Source organism: Occallatibacter sp. (assembly GCF_035317045.1).
Classification (GTDB): Bacteria; Acidobacteriota; Terriglobia; order Terriglobales; family Acidobacteriaceae; genus Telmatobacter.
Genome location: NZ_DATHHT010000022.1, coordinates 13,003 through 29,836 on the forward strand (window position 1 = coordinate 13,003; position 16,834 = coordinate 29,836).

Consider the following 16,834-nt stretch of genomic DNA (forward strand, 5'->3'; position numbering starts at 1 on the left):
ACGTAACACGAATGGCTTCACCTGCTCCCGGCCTCGCTGCGCGAGAATCCATCTTGTTGATTCACTGCATCTCGTTCTCTTTCCGGCGGTAGCTCGAGCAGTTCTTGGCTTCAACTTTCTAGGAGACGCGCTGCGCGATCAGCTCGATCCGCCCATGCGTCTGGAAATGGGGTTATGAAAAACCTATGGTCATCGTGAAAAAAGGCGATTGTGAGCATTGCGGGCGCTTCTACCGCTATTCGCTCTGGCACTCGGGATTTGGCGACAACTCCTACGCATACTGCGACGACTGCGGAATGCTCGCCCTCCTCAACTACACCAACCCGTACGTGGCCGGATTCCCTCCCCTGTCCATCCAGTTCGCTGAGATCGATGCATCGTGGGAGTCCCTTCTCCAGCCCTGTATGTGCGCAGGACGCTTCCGCAAGGGCGCCTCGCCGCGCTGTCCCCACTGCAATGAAAAGCTCTCGCCCACGCACGCCGCAACTCACATCGAGGCACAGGCAACCGGAGCGGGAAGAGACTGGCAGTGGCAAAGGAATTGGAGCGGTGTCTACTGCGTGGCGATGGATAATGCGGGGACGCCCGGCTACCCCCGCCAGATGGTCGATCCCGTCCACCAACCTGAGATGGAAAAATCCAGGAGCCGCTGGTCGCTTCTCTTCAGCTTCGGTCGATGAAAATTGGCGTCGTCAGCGACACACATGGCCTGCTCCGCCCTGAAGTCCTCCCCGCCCTCGCCGGCGTCGAGCGCATCCTGCATCTCGGCGACGTCGGCGATCCAGCCATCCTCAAATCCCTTGAGAAGCTTGCTCCTGTCACCGCCATTCACGGCAACGTCGATCGCAGTGGCCCCTGCAGTCGCCTGCCCGAAACTGAAGTCCTGCTGCTCGAGGGCCACTACATCTACATGCTCCACGACGTGCAGACTCTGCACCTCGATCCGGCCCCAGCCAAATTCGCGGCGGTGCTCTACGGTCACTCCCACAAACCCCACATCGCACATCGCAAGGGAGTGCTCTATTTCAACCCCGGCTCCTGCGGCCCCCGCCGCTTCGAGCTTCCCGTCAGCATTGGATTGTTGACGCTCGAAAAAAATTCCAATCCGTCCGCGGAGATCATCCACCTCGATTTGCCTTAGCGCAAATCCAGTTCCGTCCGCTGATCGCCCTTCGTCCTGAACCGCGAAACTCCTACGTAGAACGTATTCGCATCCGTGCCAGGGTTGTGCAGGCTGATGTTCGCATTCGACAAATGCTGGTAGCGATAGCCGATCGTGATCGCCTGGCTCTTGTGGTGGAAGATATTCAGCCCAGCTCCGTAGTCGATCGTGTACATAAACCTTGACCCCTCCGGGCTCAGCACCCGATCGCTGAAGTAAATGAATCCCCCATCCGTCGAGAGGAAGGGCTGCACTCGATGCAGCGGACGGAAGTCCATCTGAAATCCCACCGGGCTCAAGCCGCTCCCGTATGCGCGCTTGCGCTGGTTTAACGCCGTTCTCGTCGAAGTGGTGTTCGGAGTGGGCCAGTCCAGCATGGCAAGTGCCGTCATCTCCGGCGAATACCGCATCGTCCATGACTCGTGATGCCGGTGCAACTCATACGAGTACCGCAGATCAATCGGCATGTACTTCACATCCCCTGCAAATCCCCAAATGTGGCCGCTCATCAGCGATATTCCCCACCACGCGCCGAACTCATGCTTCCCGCCCGGACCCTGCCAGTTCGCCGGCGCCGCAACAGGCACCCGCTCCACCGAGGCGAGATACGACTCTGCCTTGCTGTCGTGATGCCGCGACGCGTAGCGGATTGCATCCGCCGTTGATGCCGAAACGCCCTCCCCCGGATCGCTCCAGAAGCTGTTCGCCTTCACAATCCGCGAATCGCGATACCACGGCGGCCTGAATCGCAGGATGTTCGCAAAGCCGCGCGCGGGCGTCAGAAAGTTATATATCGTGAGCAAAACCGGATTACGGCTTTTGTCCTCCAGCTTCGTTACCACATGTTTGTCGAGATAATCCTCCGCGATCGTCCAGCCAAAGCCGCCAACGGGCGTTGTCACCAGTTCGACCCATCCCGTCTCGTTGGTCAGCACGCCCTTGTCAAAGAAGAAGTGATCACCGTTATGTCCAACGGCGGCTTCCCCCGTCGGACCGAGCTTCCATTCAAAGCTGTAGAAGGTCGACCACGCCAGCGCGCGCATTCTGCTGCGCCAATACGCTCTGTCGTTCGCAAACTCAAGCGTCATTCCCTTGGGGTCATTCTGAATCCAGATACTGTTCGTGATCGCGCCCATCATGGGATGGCCAACATAATCGTCCAGAATCGGGTTGTTGTCGCTCCAGCGACTCCACCGCCACTCATCCACCGACGCCACATAACGGTCCCACCATCTGCCCGTCAGCGTTTCGTTGCGATACCAATAGCCTGTATAGATATTCCCGCCATCCTCGAATGCGTTGAAGAGCACCGACTCCATTACCATCGGCCCCCAGTGCATCCGGCACTCCCGCGCGCGCGTCTCATCTGTCGGGCAATCCTTCAGGGGTACATAGGTTGCGTGAGCCGCCGGTTCTACACTCGGATCGAAACTTGCGTCCGGCGATACGCTCCAATCGGCAGAGTCAAATGCCGGCAGTCCGGCAATCTCCCCCGTCTGTAGCGCGTTCTGAAGCGCAACTTCCCCCGTTCCGGTATGCCGCGGGTCGCCTGCGGCCTGCAGCAGAACCGGTCTGGGCGCATCCGGATTCTCTGACGCCGCCTGCCTGTCTCTCCCCGACCTCGGCCGATCGACGGTCGTAGAAGATCCCACCGTCTGCATCCCCTGTTCCGCCGACTGCGCAATCGCGGCGCTCACTCCCCCCAGCAGCACGACGACCAAACCCGCCGCTCGCCACCGCCGGCTTAAACGCACCCACGTAGGGAATCCAAACTCCGCTCTCTTCCGCGAATCAACAACCACCGGCCACTGCTCCGCATCGATACACGAGCTCTCACGGTTGGGATACTTCAAGACTGCATGCCTCCTGAACCAACTTTTCGACTCGATTGTTTGTAAATCCCGCGCGACGCGCCAAAGGGGAAACCGGCCGCTTCGCCAGCAATCCATTAGACATGGATGTCACGCAGACGCTCATCAGGAAAATCAAATTCGGGCATCCAGGGAACAAACTTAGGTTCGATCACCTGTTGACCTTGGATGCAAGAGCAGGCCAAACCCCTGCCTCCATCCAAACCATTGTTGCCATCCCCAGGCGCCGTTCCCGCTTCAGCGCATCCGCGGATTCACCAGCCGGTAAACCAGATCGGTCAACAGGTTCACCAGCACATAGGTCAGCCCGATCGAGAGCAGGTTTCCCTGCAACAGCGCATAATCCCACCCTCGTCCACATCATCTGGATCGGACCGCTTGGTACAAGGTGAATCAGAAGAAACACAAGCGACACCACCCGCCAGACATCCGGCAGCGTCAACGCGAGGCGGACAAAAAACTGCTTCATGGGCTGGCTTCAACGATAATCAGCGCGCGCCAGTTCCATCACCCCGCGCCGCGCGACGGATGCACTTTGCCAACCTGCAATTTTTTGCAAATTGAAAAGGAGAGCAAAAGGCTGCCGATCGCGCAGGAATTACTAGCGATCGCACCTCGCTGACAATGACGTTCTAGAACTGCCTGCTGTACTTCCTCACGTCACGGATACCGCCGCCGATTCCCAGCACGTGATCGATACGGCGCTGGAATGGATCCGCGGGAACCGCTTCCGACCCGCCGCGCGCCTCGATGGGCGATTCCGCTGTGTTTTCCGTATTCGGCGCTGATCCTGCAACCGAAGTACGCTCGACTGTTTCTTCCCCCTCGGCAATCAGAGGCTGCAGAACTTGAACCAGCTTCTCGATATGTTCTTTCCGAATGCGAAGTCTCTCAAACTCCGCACTGATCTCAGCCAGTTCTGAATTCGCAGCGTCAAATGCTACACGATAAATCTCTACATTTCCTTGCGGTTTCATGCCCTCTCCCGGCGCGTAGTCTAGCACGCAGAAAAGGACATAAAGTAAGAGTCAATAGTAAGAGTTACCCTGCCCCCACGCGGATTTGAGAACCGCGAGTGCCCACGACGACGCAGCCCTGTGCCCGCTCATGACGTAGCCTTATCGCGTCATGAGTGGGAAGCGACAACCCCAAATCCGACACAAAAAAGCTCAACGGCAGGCAGGTGCATCGCACCGCCAGCCGTTGAGCCTGGGTTGACCCGGGTTTAGAACTGCCGGCTGAACTTCCGTCCCACGCCGTGTCCGAGTGCGCTGTCGAGTCGACGCGCAAAGGGATCCGACGAAGCACCATTCGAACTCTGATATTGATATGCCGGAACTTCTTCCATCGACTGGGCCGCCTCGTTGGCGGCATCCGAAGCGCTTTGCACCGCTGCGGCGGCTGCGGCGGCTTCTTCGGCGCCTAGCAGTGGCTTAAGAGCCATCACAACCTTTTCAATCCGATCTTTGCGTGCCCTGAGTTCCTCGAACGCACCCAGAATGTCGTTCAATTCAGAGTTCGCTGAGTCGAACGCGATACGATAAACTTCACCTTGATTGGGCTTCATATCGATCTCCACAGTGGCGAATTTAACATGATTCCCGAAGCCCGCAATATATTCCTTCTGCAACTATCATGTTAGTCGCATCTCTAACAAAGTGCAGCATATAGACGCGGTCAGGCGCTCTCCGCCTGTGGGCGGGGAGCGCCTGTCTGGGTTGACCATTTCCGCTTCAATTTGGGCGGAACGGCCCGCATCTTATGGCCCTTTTTCCGACTACTCCTTCACGATTGGCCCAATTGCTCCTATATAGGCGACAGAAGCCCCTCCGGCCTCTGCTGCCACCCCCACAATGCATCGTCGATGCGCCGCTGGAACGGATCTGCCGTGGGCTGCCGAAAATATGCAACCTGTTCCGGTGTTGCCTCATCCAGTGCGTGCACCGGCTCAAGAATCTCTTCCTTCTCTTCCACGTGAGCTTTCACGTGAACCGGCTCCGACTTCTCAACCTCCATGCCCGGTCCAGAAACCTGCATGAAGGTGAATGCGATTGGTTCTTCTGAAACTGTCTGTTCAACCACGGGCGCTGGGGCAAACTCGGGAGCAAAGAATGATGCGCTCGCCTCAACGGTTAGAGTCTCGGCCTGCAGACCGATGAAAGGCCTGAGAGCCTCAACAATTTTCTCGATCTGTTCCTTCTTAGCTTTCAGCGACTCAAATTGCGTAACGATGTCGTTGAGTTCCGCAGTCGCCTGGTCAAGTGCGAATCGATAGGTTTCTTGTCTCATAGTCAACCCTTGGTGGCATTGTGTAGCACCTAGGTGTTACCAAACAAGAGTTAAGTAACGCTAGTCCGAATTACTCCTGTAACGCAAGTAACATGTGCCTCTTGGACTTTCGCTTTCGACCAAGCCTGCCGAAAGGGCTCCACTTTTGCCGGTGTCAACCCATTTTGTCTATCAACTCCCCCTAAATGACTGAAAACAAACCGCAAAAAATTTGCGAAGATTTGCAGTTTATTTCTTCCAATTCGCTATTCTGGATCCCTGACGACGCGAAATTGAGCGCGAATCCGATATCACCAGTTGCGCTGGGGCGAAAAGGCCCACCCCTCCCTAGGTAGTGTTCCCATCTTATGCACCATGATCGTCGTATCTTGTTTATCTACAAAACAATACAGTTCGAATTTCAACGATTTTTTGCGCCTTGAACAGTGCAAATGACGCGAAAAGTGAAAAACGCCGGACGTTTCCGCTCCGTTGAGCGGATCACAGTTAGCGGCCTCAAAGGGAACTGAGAGGATAAGGACATCTTCGTTGTCAATGATTTCTGCCTTCCCGCGCCGCCGCCTCTATACTCTTGGGATCATCCCTTGATCCAATTGCGCTGAATCGGTTCAAAACTGTGTCTGATCCGGGGCCGGCTTCATGGAGGAACGATGCAGAACAGAGTCATGCGAACCACGTGCCTTGCAGTCGCGCTTTGCGGTTTTTGGTTTTGTACTTCCTGTAAGTCAGCCTCATCTCCGGGTGAAGCTACGAGTGCAAACGGTCCCGTGCAAATGCTGTGCTACACCACCCCGACCGCGCAGGTCGTGCGCATCAGCGCGGTCTTCCCCATCAAAACGGCGGACCCAACCCAAATGATGGAAGAGCCCTGGGCAAAGGACTTCAGGACGTACCTCGGCCAATCCGGCAATGAGGGAGGTATAAGCGTCACCTGCGACCAGGTCACATCGAAGAACGCCGAAAAAGATAAGGCCGACGCACTGCGTAAACAAGGGCACCAGGTAATCGAAACGAACTGGACTTACGCCGGAGGCTGACCCGATAAAACAAACTTCCGCCCGCGGGTATCGCTCATTTCCCCGTCCAGCACGGAGTCCGTTTCTCCAGGAAAGCTGAGATCCCTTCCTGCGCATCGCAGGCGACTGCGTTCCTGCTCATGACTTCCTGCGCGCATGCGTAAGCCTTCGGCTGATCGAGGTCTATCTCGGCGTAGAAGGCATTCTTGCCCAAAGCCACCACCATGTCGCTGGCTTCAGCAATCCGGCGCGCCAGCCTGACCGTCTCCGTGCGCAACCGCTCCGCTGGAACCACCCGGTTCACCAGTCCCCAATCGGCCGCCGTCTGTGCATCGATCGCCTCCCCAGTCAGCAGCATCTCAAGGGCCCGCTTGCGTCCGAGTGCCCGACTCAGAGCCACCATCGGAGTAATGCAAAAAAGCCCGATTCTCACGCCGGGCGTCGCAAAACTGGCTCGTTCAGCCGCAATCGCCAGGTCGCAGCTTGCCACAAGCTGGCACCCGGCGGCCGTAGCCATCCCCTGCACTTCGGCGATCACTGGCTGAGGAATCGATTGCAACCTGGCCATCAGTTCCGTGCAAATGGCAAAGAGCTGTCGGTATTCCTCCAGTTCGCGCCCGACCATCTCCGAGAGATCGTGGCCAGAAGAAAAGACGCTGCCTGCTGCCGCCAGAATTACCACGCGCAGATCACGCCGGTTTCCAATCGCACTCAGGCAGTCGATCAACTCGCGCATCAGTGAAAGCGAAAGAGCGTTGCGCCGCTGCGGTCGATTCAGGGTCACCACTGCGATGTTGTCTTCGGTTTCGAAGGAGATGCTCTCGTAATTCATCCCACGATCCTAAGCCACGGGTGGGACCTTCGAGCAATCCTCCTGCTTTGCGACCGGCTCCTTCAGGATGAAGCCGCATTGCTGGGGTCGGCTGCACTGCTGCTCTGTGTCTCGGCCTCTGTGTCGATGGGGTCGACATGAATCTTCGCAATGCGGCGGCCCTCCATCTCCGCCACCGTGAGCCGGCGGCCTTCATAGTCCACGCTCTCGCCCGCTTTTGGAATGTGGCCGAGGCGCGTGAGCATGAATCCGGCGATGGTCTCCACCCCTCCATCTCGCGGCAGGCTCCATTGCATCTGTGTCTCCAGATCGCGCAGGTTGGCTCCACCCTCCAGCACCAGCGTTCCCTGCGCATTGGCAAGCACGGGGCGCGCTGGATCGTCGAACTCGTCTTCCAGTTCGCCGGTGAGCTGCTCTATGGCGTCCTCCGCGGTGACAAGTCCTACCGTCGATCCAAACTCGTCGACAACAATCGCCATCTGCCGGCGTCGCTTCTGAAATTCGCGCAGGAGCGCCAGCGCGGATTTGGTCTCCGGCACAACCAGCACTTCGCGCATCACCTGCCGCAGCCGCAATTCCATGAATGGCAGGCCAAGCTGCGGATTCACGGGACGTGAAGCGGCCGCATCATCGCTGCTCTGCTGCACAGCCGGGCGTTGCTGCGATTTGGGCCGGAAGAACATAAGCCGGGAAAGATCCTTCGAGTAAACAACCCCGATAATATGCTCCGGACCACGCGTCTCGTCGTATACCGGAACGCGTGAGTTCATGTGCTCGATCACCTGCGCGCTGGCCTCTTCAATCAGCATGTTCGACGGCAGCGAAAAGATGCGCTGACGCGGCGTCATGATCTCCCGCACCGGCACATCGTCCAGCTCAATTGCCCGATGAATCAGCGTCTCCTGAAAGCGCGGCAGCAGACCGAGACGTCGCGCGGCCGTGGTGATGAGCTTCAGTTCCTCGGGTGAGTGGACGGCAGCGCGCTCCGTCATAGGGATATCGAAGCCGCGAAGAATGACAGCTGCCGAAACCTTCAGCAGCCTCACCGCCGGCCGCGCCATGCGCATAAAGATCAGCATGGGCGGCGCTACGGCGACCGCCAGTGCCTCGGCACGGCGCAGGGCAAGTGACTTGGGAACGAGTTCGCCAATGGTCACGTGAAAGTACGTGATGATTGCAAAACCGATGGCGACGGACACAATCGCTGCCGCATGCGCATAAACCTGCGCGTGAGAGGGTGGCTGCGGCAACAGGTTGATCCAGCCAAGAACGATGTTGGCCGCCAGTGGTTCGCCGATCCAACCGATCGCCAGGGAACACAACGTGACACCGAGCTGAACCGCCGGCAAGAAGTAATCGAGATCGTGCTGAAGGCGTCGAACGGCCCGCGCGCCCGATACCTTGGCGGCGAGCAGTTGCTCGATGCGGGTGTCGCGAGTACTCACCATCGCGAATTCGGCGGCCACAAAGAAGGCATTGGCCAGAATCAGCATGGCGACGGCGACAACCTGGAGAAGCGGCAGACCGTGCATCTCGGTTGTGAGGATAGCATTCGCCCCTGGGGTGCCCAGTTTGGTGCTCACCAATTGGGAATAAGGCGAGTCACAGCCATGTCTGGAACTAACCACGCGCAGGGTGCGTATCCGGTTACAGCCGGCAGAGCGACTGAAAGCGATGTCGAGTCTGCTTCGTTCCGTCTTTTTGGAACTGAAATTGCTGTTACCGTTGCGGAGTTTCCATTCTTCACCGGCATTTGGCTCATTCATTCGGCTTTCATATTCGAGGAGCGACAGGCTCCTGATTGGTCTCGGGGGTGCTCCATGGCTTCGCGCAAAAGCAAAAAGATCTGGATCTGGATTGGTTCGGTTGCGCTGTTGGTGATTGTGGTGATTGGCGTTGGGGCTGCACGACTGGTGCGGTCGGCGAGTATCGATCCCAACCGCATCGCCAAGGTGCAGCGCGGCGATGTATTGCGGTCCGTAGTGGCGACAGGCAAGATTCAGCCAATTACCAAGGTCGAAGTCAAGAGCAAGGCATCCGGCATCGTTACCAGGCTCTTCGTGGACATCAACAACAAGGTCCACAAAGGGCAGCAGCTGGCGCAGCTCGATCAGCAGGAGATTGAAGCCCAGGTAGAAGCTCAACGGGCTCAGCTCTCGGGAGCTGAGGCGAACGTCGCCACCTATGAAGCCAACATCGAGCAGGACAAGGTGAATGCGGCGGCGCCGGATCTACCCATGTACAAGGCCACGCTCGATCGCAATCAACAGCTGTCGAAAGAAGGCATTGTGAGCCGGCAGGCGCTGGATGATGCGAACAAGGACTACCTCGCAGCGCTGACACGCCGCGATTCATCCAAAGCCCAGATTGGCGTTGACACCGCCAAACTGAAACAGGCGAAGGCTCAGGTGGCCCAGAGTCAGGCCAGCCTCAAACAGCTCGAAGAGCAGTTGAGCTACACCACGATTGTGGCCCCCATGGATGGCGAAATCCTTTCGCGCGATGTGGAGATGGGCGACGCCGTCAGCTCCATCCTCGTGCTCGGTTCCACGGCCACGCTGGTCATGACCGAAGGAGATGTGAATCAGGTCTACGTACAGGGTAAGGTCGATGAGGCTGACATCGCGCACGTCTATATGGGTCAGCCCGCCCGCATCAAGGTCGAAAGCTTCCGAGACCGCTCCTTCTACGGCAAGGTCACCAAAATCGCTCCGCTCGGCGTTGAAAAAGACAATGTAACCACCTTTGAAGTGCGCGTGAGCATCGACAATCCCGGCGGCGAACTCAAAGCCAACATGACGGCCAATGCCGAGATCATGCTCGACGAGCACAAGGGCGTGCTGATGGTTCCTGAAAACGCCGTGAGCTACGATGCGCAGAAGAACGCCTTCGTCCAGGTACCTGACAAGAATCAGAAAGACGGCACGCGCAAAGTAGCCGTCGCCGTTGGCCTTTCGAATGGCTCGCAAACCGAGATCGTCAAAGGCCTCAAAGAGGGCGATCAGGTCGTACTGCAGCAATGAAGCAGTTGTGAGTTGGAGTTCGATGTTTTGAGTTAACGATTTCTTGTTAACAAGGGTGCATTCCAAACGTCATCCCTGTAGTACGGGATTTCATGGGAGAACAAGTGCGAAAGATCAGCCTTCTCCGGTTCGCTCAAATGCCCTGGGCAGATTGTTCAGTGCCGCACAACAGTGTTCGCAAACGGACACCCGCGACGCGGTTGTCCGTCTCCTCTCCGAAGGCGGGCGCACACAAATCAGTGAAGTTGCAGCGGAATGTGCCTTTGGCAATGCGCATGCTCATCCCTACAACGTGGAGTTTATTTCCCTCCCCCATCAACTGACAGCAACGAAGAACAAAACAAGGTCAGAAGTGCAAGGTCAAGAACGGATCAGATCAAATCGGAATCCCGCACACTGGCCGCGGTACCAGAAGTGAATCGAGGAACATGATGAAGCGATTTGCATTTGCAGCAGCAATTCTGGCTCTCGCCGCTGTTCCGGCGCTGGCCAACGAAGCGACATTCGAGCGCAACCTCACCGTCAACGGCCACGTCGAACTGACAGTCTCAACAGGCGCCGGGCACATCCACATCACGCATGGTTCCGGCGACCGCGTCCACATCGTCGGTCATGTGAAGTCCAGCTGGGGTTCCAACGATGCCAAGGTGCAGGAGATCGCAAACAATCCACCCGTCGAGCAGACCGGAAATATCGTTAGGATCGGCCAGCGCCACGAGAACTACCACAACATCAGCATCGACTACGATATTGAAGCTCCGGCGAATGCATTTCTCGAGGCCAACTCCGGCTCCGGCGACATCAACGACGATGGCGTCGGCCAGAATGCAAAGCTCGGAACTGGTTCAGGCGGCATCCATGCCACCGGCTTGCAGGGCGGTTTCAACGCCAATACCGGCTCCGGCAACATCTACGCCGAGCAGACCGGCCAGGGCGATGTGAAGGCGCAAACCGGCTCCGGCACCGTCGAATTGAAAAACCTGAATGGAAGCCTGCGTGCCGGCACTGGATCGGGCAACATCAAGGTTGCAGGAACCCCGACCTCCGATTGGAAGCTCGAAACCGGCTCCGGCAGCGTTGAATTCTGGGCTGGCAACACCGGCTTCACACTCGATGCATCGACGGGCTCCGGTTCAGTACACACCGATCAGGAAATGGCCGTGCAGGGATCGTTTGACAAGCACCACATCATTGGAAAAGTTCATGGCGGCGGACCAACCGTGCGCATCGAAACCGGCTCGGGCGACGTTCGCGTTCATTGATTTGCAGAAGTGTTTGCGGCCAGGTCTAGGTGGCTGGGTTGGGCCGCGCGACAATCAACAGTTTTGCTAACAAGTTCGTTCCTCAGGCGAGGCTTCGGAGTTTTGCCATCAGACCGCGATGACTTAGCTCAACCTCCTGGGAGGCCTCGCCTGTCTTTTTTCCCTCCCCCCGATTTCTGAATGTGCCCTCCCACTCATGGGATGAAATAAAAAGGGTCAGGATACTTCACCGAGAATTGCGCCTCCGGCTTGCCGCGCAGGTCGCTCCACTGATCGCCGACATTGAGGATGATCCGATATCCCGCCGCCTCAATCTTCGCGCGCTCCGCTGATTTGTATGCGATTGCAGTCAACTTTGCTTGCTCCGGCTTGCGCAAGATGAGTTGCTGCCATGTGGTGAATCCCTGCAGCCGCAGATTGGTCTCTGTCGACGCGCGCTGCGCCTCCGGCCGACCCGTGAGAAAGAACACTTTCACCCCCGATCGTTGCGCCGCACTATAGATGCGCAGCGTACCCTGGATGGCCGGTGCCTGCGCCGATTCGATCCATGCATTGAAGGCCTTGCTGTCGTACTCGAAATTCGCACCCGACATCTCCCCCCAGTTCGACAACGTCGTCTCATCGATGTCGAGAACGAGAGCCGTCTTTTCGTTGTCACGCCGATGTGCACGCGCTCCCAGGAAAGCAACCGCACGATCCGCCTCCATGTCCAGGTCCTTCGTATAGCAACCGCACGTGCAGGTGCAGGCGTGGTATTGCCGCAATTCCGATTTGAGCGCATTCACGCGGTTGAGCAGCGGTCCGAGATTTGGAATACTTTCGCTGGCTGCGACCGGTGCGGTGCGCGGCGCCTCTTGCGCCGCGCTCAGCAAGCTGCCTGTGATGCACGCGAGGCAAATGAAGAACGATACGAGGTTCTTTCGGAACATGCGAAGCCTCCTCGGCTTGTATGCAAACTGTAAATTCTAATTGACCGCGTGGTGCAATTCCCTTCTCCAGAGCGTGATTGCCATCAGCGCGAACAAATGGTGCAACCGTTACACTGGAAGCATGATTCGGGTTATTCGCCCTGTGCCTGTCGAACGCCTCAAGCTGCTGGTATTCGACCTTGATGGTACCCTCATCGACTCGGCGCAGGATCTCTGCAACAGTGTGAATGCCACGCTCGAGAATTTTGGACGCCCGAAACTCTCCGACGAAATCATCGCCGGATATATCGGCAACGGTGCGCTCATGCTCGTGCGCCGCGCCTTCGCCACCGACGACGGCAAAGAGCCGGACGAAGAATTGCTCGCCGCAGCTTACAAGTTCTTCCTCGACTACTATCGAGAACACAAACTGGACTTCACCTACGCTTACGAAGGCGTGCTGGAAGCGCTCAAGGCGCTGCACCAGGTACACGATCAACCCGACGTGCCGGCGCGCGCCATGGCCGTGCTTACGAACAAGCCGGTGCGTCCCGCGCAGGCCATCTGCGAAGCGCTGGGACTGGCCCCCTACTTTCTGCGCATCTACGGCGGCAACAGTTTCGCCACCAAAAAGCCCGATCCCGAGGGCCTGCTTGCGCTCATGAAGGATGCAGGCGCAACGCCCGAGCAGACCGTGATGATCGGCGACAGTCAGGTGGATGTGCTCACTGCCCGCAACGCCGGCGCTTGGGTCATCGGCTGCACCTTCGGCCTCGCTCCGGGAAGCCTCGAAGCCATTCCCCCCGACGTGATGGTCGATTCACCAGCGGACTGGACAGCCGCCCTGAGTCCTGCGAGAATTGATTCATAACGGTACCCTCAATCGAGACTGCAAGTGCGTATGCTGCATGGAGTTAGAGCGCAGTCCAAGATCATTCCGAAGCGAAGAGTTTAGGAGATGCGCTTTTTCTCTAGGACTTTCGCCGGCATCGGATGTCCATCTTGAAGCGGGGACATGGGCCTCTGAATACTAAAGCAATGACGGGCCACTCCCCTGGCCTTGATGTTCGGTTTCGCTGGAGATATGCATGCTTCGCTTTTTTGCCTTGGCTGTATTGCTACTGTCGCCCGCCGCGATTCTCGCCGGCAATTCGTCTAATTCCAGTTCAAAACCGACCCCCGCGGCCACCGTACAAGGCGTTGTCGCCGACAAAACGGGCGCCATTGTGCCGAACGCAGAAGTCGACCTGGTTAACGCTGATGGATCGATCGCCGGTACAACGAAGTCCGACGGCGTCGGAAACTTCCTGATGGCCGCACCTCATTCCGGCAGCTTCACGCTGGTCATCTCCGAGCCTGGCTTTGAGACCGTTCACCTTCCCGTGACAGTCCGGCCCAACGTGGTTTCGGCGGCGGCCCCGGCAGCGCACGTCATGGCTGCGCCGCTGCACATTACGCTGCCCATCGCCGCAGTCGCCACCAGTGTCCGCGTGAACGGCGATACTGACGAAGATCTCACCGCATCCGAAGACAATCGTGATTCCTCGGTGATGACTTCGAGTGATTTGAAAGCGTTACCAATCTTCGACAACGATTACGTCACCGCGATGAGTTCCTTCCTCGACGACAGCGCATCCGGCACAGGCGGGTCGGGTTTGATGGTCGATGGTGTAGAAGCCAATCGCGCGACCGTATCCTCCTCGGCAGTCCAGGAAGTACGCATCAACCAAGACCCCTATTCGGCGCAGTACTACTGGCCCGGTCGTGGGCAAATGGAAATCATCACCAAATCTGCCGCAGACAAATATCACGGCCAGTTCAATTTCCTCTTTCGCGATTCCGCGCTGAATGCGCAGAACGCACTTGCTCCGTCGAAACCCTTCGAGCAGCGCCGCGTGTATGAGGGCAGCACGACCGGCCCGATCTTCTTTGCGAAAAAGAGCAGCTTTCTCGCAAGCTTCAATCGCGCTGAAGAAGACCTCGACTCGGTCGTCGACGCCACCGTCCTTCCCACCGATGCCGATCCAACCGGACTCTTCCAAGCCAATGTCGCTGCTCCCACGCGCGACACCGAATTCAGCGTCCGCGCCGCCCACCAGTTCGGCGACAAGTACTCGGCATACGCACAGTACAGCTACGAAGAGTGGACCGGGCAAAACCAGGGCGTAGGCGGACAGTCGCTTGCCGGCAGCGGATATAACAGCAAGTACCATGAAGACGACACGGTGGTACACGTCGACTCGACGCTCTCCGCCGTGCTGCTCAACCAGTTTTCCGTCGTCGGCGAGCACGACTTCAATACCCACGCCAATGTGTTTGAGGCACCGAAGATCAACGTTGCGGGCGACTTCGTTGGCGGCTCAGCGCAGGGCGATTACCTCAGCACCGAATATAACTTCCGCATCAGCGACATGGTGACGTGGACGCGCGGTCGTCATACCTTCAAGTTTGGCGCCGGCATTCCCCACATGAATCGCCGCGCGTTCGACGACAACACCAACGCGCTCGGTACCTATACCTTCGGTCCCACGCTGAATGCGGATGGCAGCGTCGCCCAGTCGGCTCTCCAGAACTACTCCAACAATCTGCCGTCAGGTTTTTCGCAAAACACCGGCGACGTGCACTTCATCTATCACCAGCAGGAGATGGGCGCCTTCATCCAGGACCAGTGGAAGATCAACGACCGCTTCGCCATCACGCCCGGCCTTCGCTACGATTGGCAGAACTTCCTGGCCACGAAGCACCTTGGATTCTCGCCACGTGTCTCGTTCGCCTGGGTGGTCGATCAAGATTCGAAGACTGTCGTGCGCAGCGGCGGCGGAGTCTACTACGACCGCTTCGGCTCCGGACCGCTGCTTGACCTCGCGCGCTACGAGAATGCGCGGCGCCGGTCGGTGCAGATATCTCTGAATCCCGCGAGTGAGCCGGCAACGGGATGCGTGCCCGTCAATGCCTGCGCCACGGTCACTGAACAGCCCGCAAACCTGGCCCAACTTGCTCCCCATGCGGCAATTCCCTACCAGATGCAGTACGGACTCTCCATCGAGCGCCAGCTGGGCGAGAAGGCCACCGGCATCATCAGCGCGTATCAGACTCGCGGCATCCACGAGTTCCGTTCCGTCGACATCAACGCGCCGACTCCTGAGTCTGGTTACACCCAGCGCCCCGATCTCGACTTCGGAATGATCCGCCAGATGCAGCCGTATGGGTTCTTCGAGGGCAACGGACTCGACCTGTCCTTCCGCGGTCGTGTCAATAAGTACTTCACGGGCTTCGGACGCTACACCTGGTCCCATTACGAGTCCAATACCAGCGGCATCGGCTGGTTTCCGCAGAACCAGTACGCCCCGAATGACGAGTGGTCAAACGCCAGCTTCGATCGGCGTAACCGGCTCGGCATGTACGCCATGGTCAATCCCAAGAGCGTTTACAACATTGCAGCAGGCATCTTCGCCAACACCGGACGGCCATGGACCATCACCACTGGCAGCGATCTCTACGGCGATTCGCTCTTCAACACGCGGCCCGACGGCGTTGGTCGCAATACTGAGAACGCTCCATCCTATGTCGATCTGGACCTGCGCTGGGGCCACGACTTCGCCATCACCGCCAATAAGGACGAGGATGCGCCACGCGTGGGCCTGTCCGCGGGCGCATTCAACCTGCTGAATCACCAGAATCCGTCGAGCATCGACACGGTAGATAGCTCACCAACATTCGGTGAAGTCACCGCAGACGGCCCACCCCGCCGCATTCAGTTAGGCATGCGCGTGGAATTCTAAGGATTCAGGCGTCTTCCTTAGTGAGTTTGTCATTCCGACCGATCCTGACCCTGAGCGAAGGGGAAGAGGAGTGGAGGAACTTGTAGTTGCTTTTCTGCCTTCCCCCACTCTCACCTTCGCAAAAACAAACCTCACCGCTCCCAGAACGGAGGCGGTTCGATTCCGAGAGCCCGCAGATACACATACCCCTGGCCTCGGTGGTGAATCTCATTGTCGATTGCGTACCGGATCGTATCGATGCCCCGATTCTCCCACTGGCCAAATGCCTTGTCCACCTCGCTGAAGCGGTGCGGCGGAATCTGCGCGAACACCTCGTCCAGCTTTGCGGTCTGTTCATCCCATATCCGTAACAGCTCAGCCTTCGTTGTCACATTCGCCTTCGATACCGTGAACTCCGCCCACTTCCCTGTCGCTACGCCCTCCGCAATCGGAACCGCCATGCGGATAAACTCCCACGCCAACTCCGAAAACGGCCGCATCCCGCCAATTGAAAACTCGAAAAGCTTGTCTTCAGGAAACGCATCAATCACCCTGCGCGTAAGTCGCCTGTGTCCCTGCCAGTTCTTCAGGAGATCGTTAGCCGTCTCCACGCCCACTTCCGCAATCGCCGTTGTCATATCGGTTTTCCTCCGGCCCAAATCTGAGCACAGAACAACGATGACAGACCATACATGACAACACGTGTCATA

15 protein-coding genes are annotated in these 16,834 nt (G+C 57.9%); 7 read left to right on the top strand and 8 right to left on the bottom strand.

Features of this window, described 5'->3' with window-relative positions:
- Positions 1-185: 185 nt before the first annotated feature.
- Positions 186-680 carry a hypothetical protein gene (locus tag VK574_RS09720; RefSeq protein ID WP_472799645.1) on the top strand — a complete coding sequence of 165 codons (495 nt, stop codon included), beginning with the start codon at positions 186-188 and terminating at the stop codon, positions 678-680.
- Positions 677-1,141 carry a metallophosphoesterase family protein gene (locus VK574_RS09725; protein WP_472799646.1) on the top strand — a complete coding sequence of 155 codons (465 nt, stop codon included), beginning with the start codon at positions 677-679 and terminating at the stop codon, positions 1,139-1,141. Before VK574_RS09720 ends, VK574_RS09725 begins: the two co-directional genes overlap by 4 nt.
- Here the strand turns inward: VK574_RS09725 and VK574_RS09730 are convergent.
- The 4 genes from VK574_RS09730 to VK574_RS09745 all read right to left on the bottom strand — a co-directional run bounded on the left by VK574_RS09730 (position 1,138) and on the right by VK574_RS09745 (position 5,322).
- Entirely contained in the window at positions 1,138-3,015 is a 1,878-nt protein-coding gene (locus VK574_RS09730; RefSeq protein WP_472799647.1) for an acyloxyacyl hydrolase, read from the bottom strand. The two genes, VK574_RS09725 and VK574_RS09730, sit on opposite strands and share 4 nt — an antisense overlap.
- A gap of 650 nt (positions 3,016-3,665) precedes the next feature.
- The gene (locus VK574_RS09735) at positions 3,666-4,010 is read right to left on the bottom strand and encodes a hypothetical protein (protein ID WP_472799648.1); all 345 of its coding nucleotides are present in this window, start codon (positions 4,008-4,010) and stop codon (positions 3,666-3,668) included.
- 248 nt (positions 4,011-4,258) lie between these two features.
- Positions 4,259-4,600: a hypothetical protein gene (locus tag VK574_RS09740; RefSeq protein ID WP_472799649.1), complete on the bottom strand. Its 342-nt coding sequence runs from the start codon at positions 4,598-4,600 to the stop codon at positions 4,259-4,261.
- 239 nt (positions 4,601-4,839) lie between these two features.
- A complete protein-coding gene (locus tag VK574_RS09745; protein WP_472799650.1) occupies positions 4,840-5,322 on the bottom strand; it encodes a hypothetical protein in 483 nt (160 codons plus the stop codon).
- Between the two features lie 767 nt (positions 5,323-6,089).
- Between VK574_RS09745 and VK574_RS09750 the strand changes: the two genes are divergently transcribed.
- Positions 6,090-6,359, top strand: coding sequence for a hypothetical protein (locus VK574_RS09750; protein ID WP_472799651.1), 270 nt, complete (start codon positions 6,090-6,092; stop codon positions 6,357-6,359).
- Positions 6,360-6,393: 34 nt separating this feature from the next.
- Here VK574_RS09750 and VK574_RS09755 read toward each other — a convergent pair whose 3' ends face one another.
- Both VK574_RS09755 and VK574_RS09760 read right to left on the bottom strand, forming a co-directional pair.
- On the bottom strand, positions 6,394-7,170 hold the full coding sequence (locus VK574_RS09755) for an enoyl-CoA hydratase (protein ID WP_472799652.1): 777 nt from the start codon (positions 7,168-7,170) through the stop codon (positions 6,394-6,396).
- Between the two features lie 62 nt (positions 7,171-7,232).
- Positions 7,233-8,753: a hemolysin family protein gene (locus VK574_RS09760; protein WP_472799653.1), complete on the bottom strand. Its 1,521-nt coding sequence runs from the start codon at positions 8,751-8,753 to the stop codon at positions 7,233-7,235.
- 237 nt (positions 8,754-8,990) lie between these two features.
- On the opposite strand from VK574_RS09760, the gene VK574_RS09765 reads away from it, so the two are divergent.
- Both VK574_RS09765 and VK574_RS09770 read left to right on the top strand, forming a co-directional pair.
- Complete coding sequence (locus VK574_RS09765) at positions 8,991-10,193, top strand: efflux RND transporter periplasmic adaptor subunit (RefSeq protein WP_472799654.1); 1,203 nt, start codon at positions 8,991-8,993, stop codon at positions 10,191-10,193.
- 428 nt (positions 10,194-10,621) lie between these two features.
- A complete protein-coding gene (locus VK574_RS09770) occupies positions 10,622-11,455 on the top strand; it encodes a DUF4097 family beta strand repeat-containing protein (protein ID WP_472799655.1) in 834 nt (277 codons plus the stop codon).
- A gap of 194 nt (positions 11,456-11,649) precedes the next feature.
- On the opposite strand, the gene VK574_RS09775 is transcribed toward VK574_RS09770, so the two are convergent.
- Entirely contained in the window at positions 11,650-12,384 is a 735-nt protein-coding gene (locus VK574_RS09775) for an HAD family acid phosphatase (RefSeq protein WP_472799656.1), read from the bottom strand.
- A 121-nt stretch (positions 12,385-12,505) separates the two neighbouring features.
- On the opposite strand from VK574_RS09775, the gene VK574_RS09780 reads away from it, so the two are divergent.
- Both VK574_RS09780 and VK574_RS09785 read left to right on the top strand, forming a co-directional pair.
- Entirely contained in the window at positions 12,506-13,234 is a 729-nt protein-coding gene (locus VK574_RS09780; protein ID WP_472799657.1) for an HAD-IA family hydrolase, read from the top strand.
- A 217-nt stretch (positions 13,235-13,451) separates the two neighbouring features.
- The gene (locus VK574_RS09785; RefSeq protein ID WP_472799658.1) at positions 13,452-16,145 is read left to right on the top strand and encodes a TonB-dependent receptor; all 2,694 of its coding nucleotides are present in this window, start codon (positions 13,452-13,454) and stop codon (positions 16,143-16,145) included.
- Positions 16,146-16,276: 131 nt separating this feature from the next.
- Here VK574_RS09785 and VK574_RS09790 read toward each other — a convergent pair whose 3' ends face one another.
- Positions 16,277-16,762, bottom strand: a complete 486-nt coding sequence (locus VK574_RS09790; RefSeq protein WP_472799659.1) for a DinB family protein — start codon at positions 16,760-16,762, stop codon at positions 16,277-16,279.
- Between the last annotated feature and the right edge of the window lie 72 nt (positions 16,763-16,834).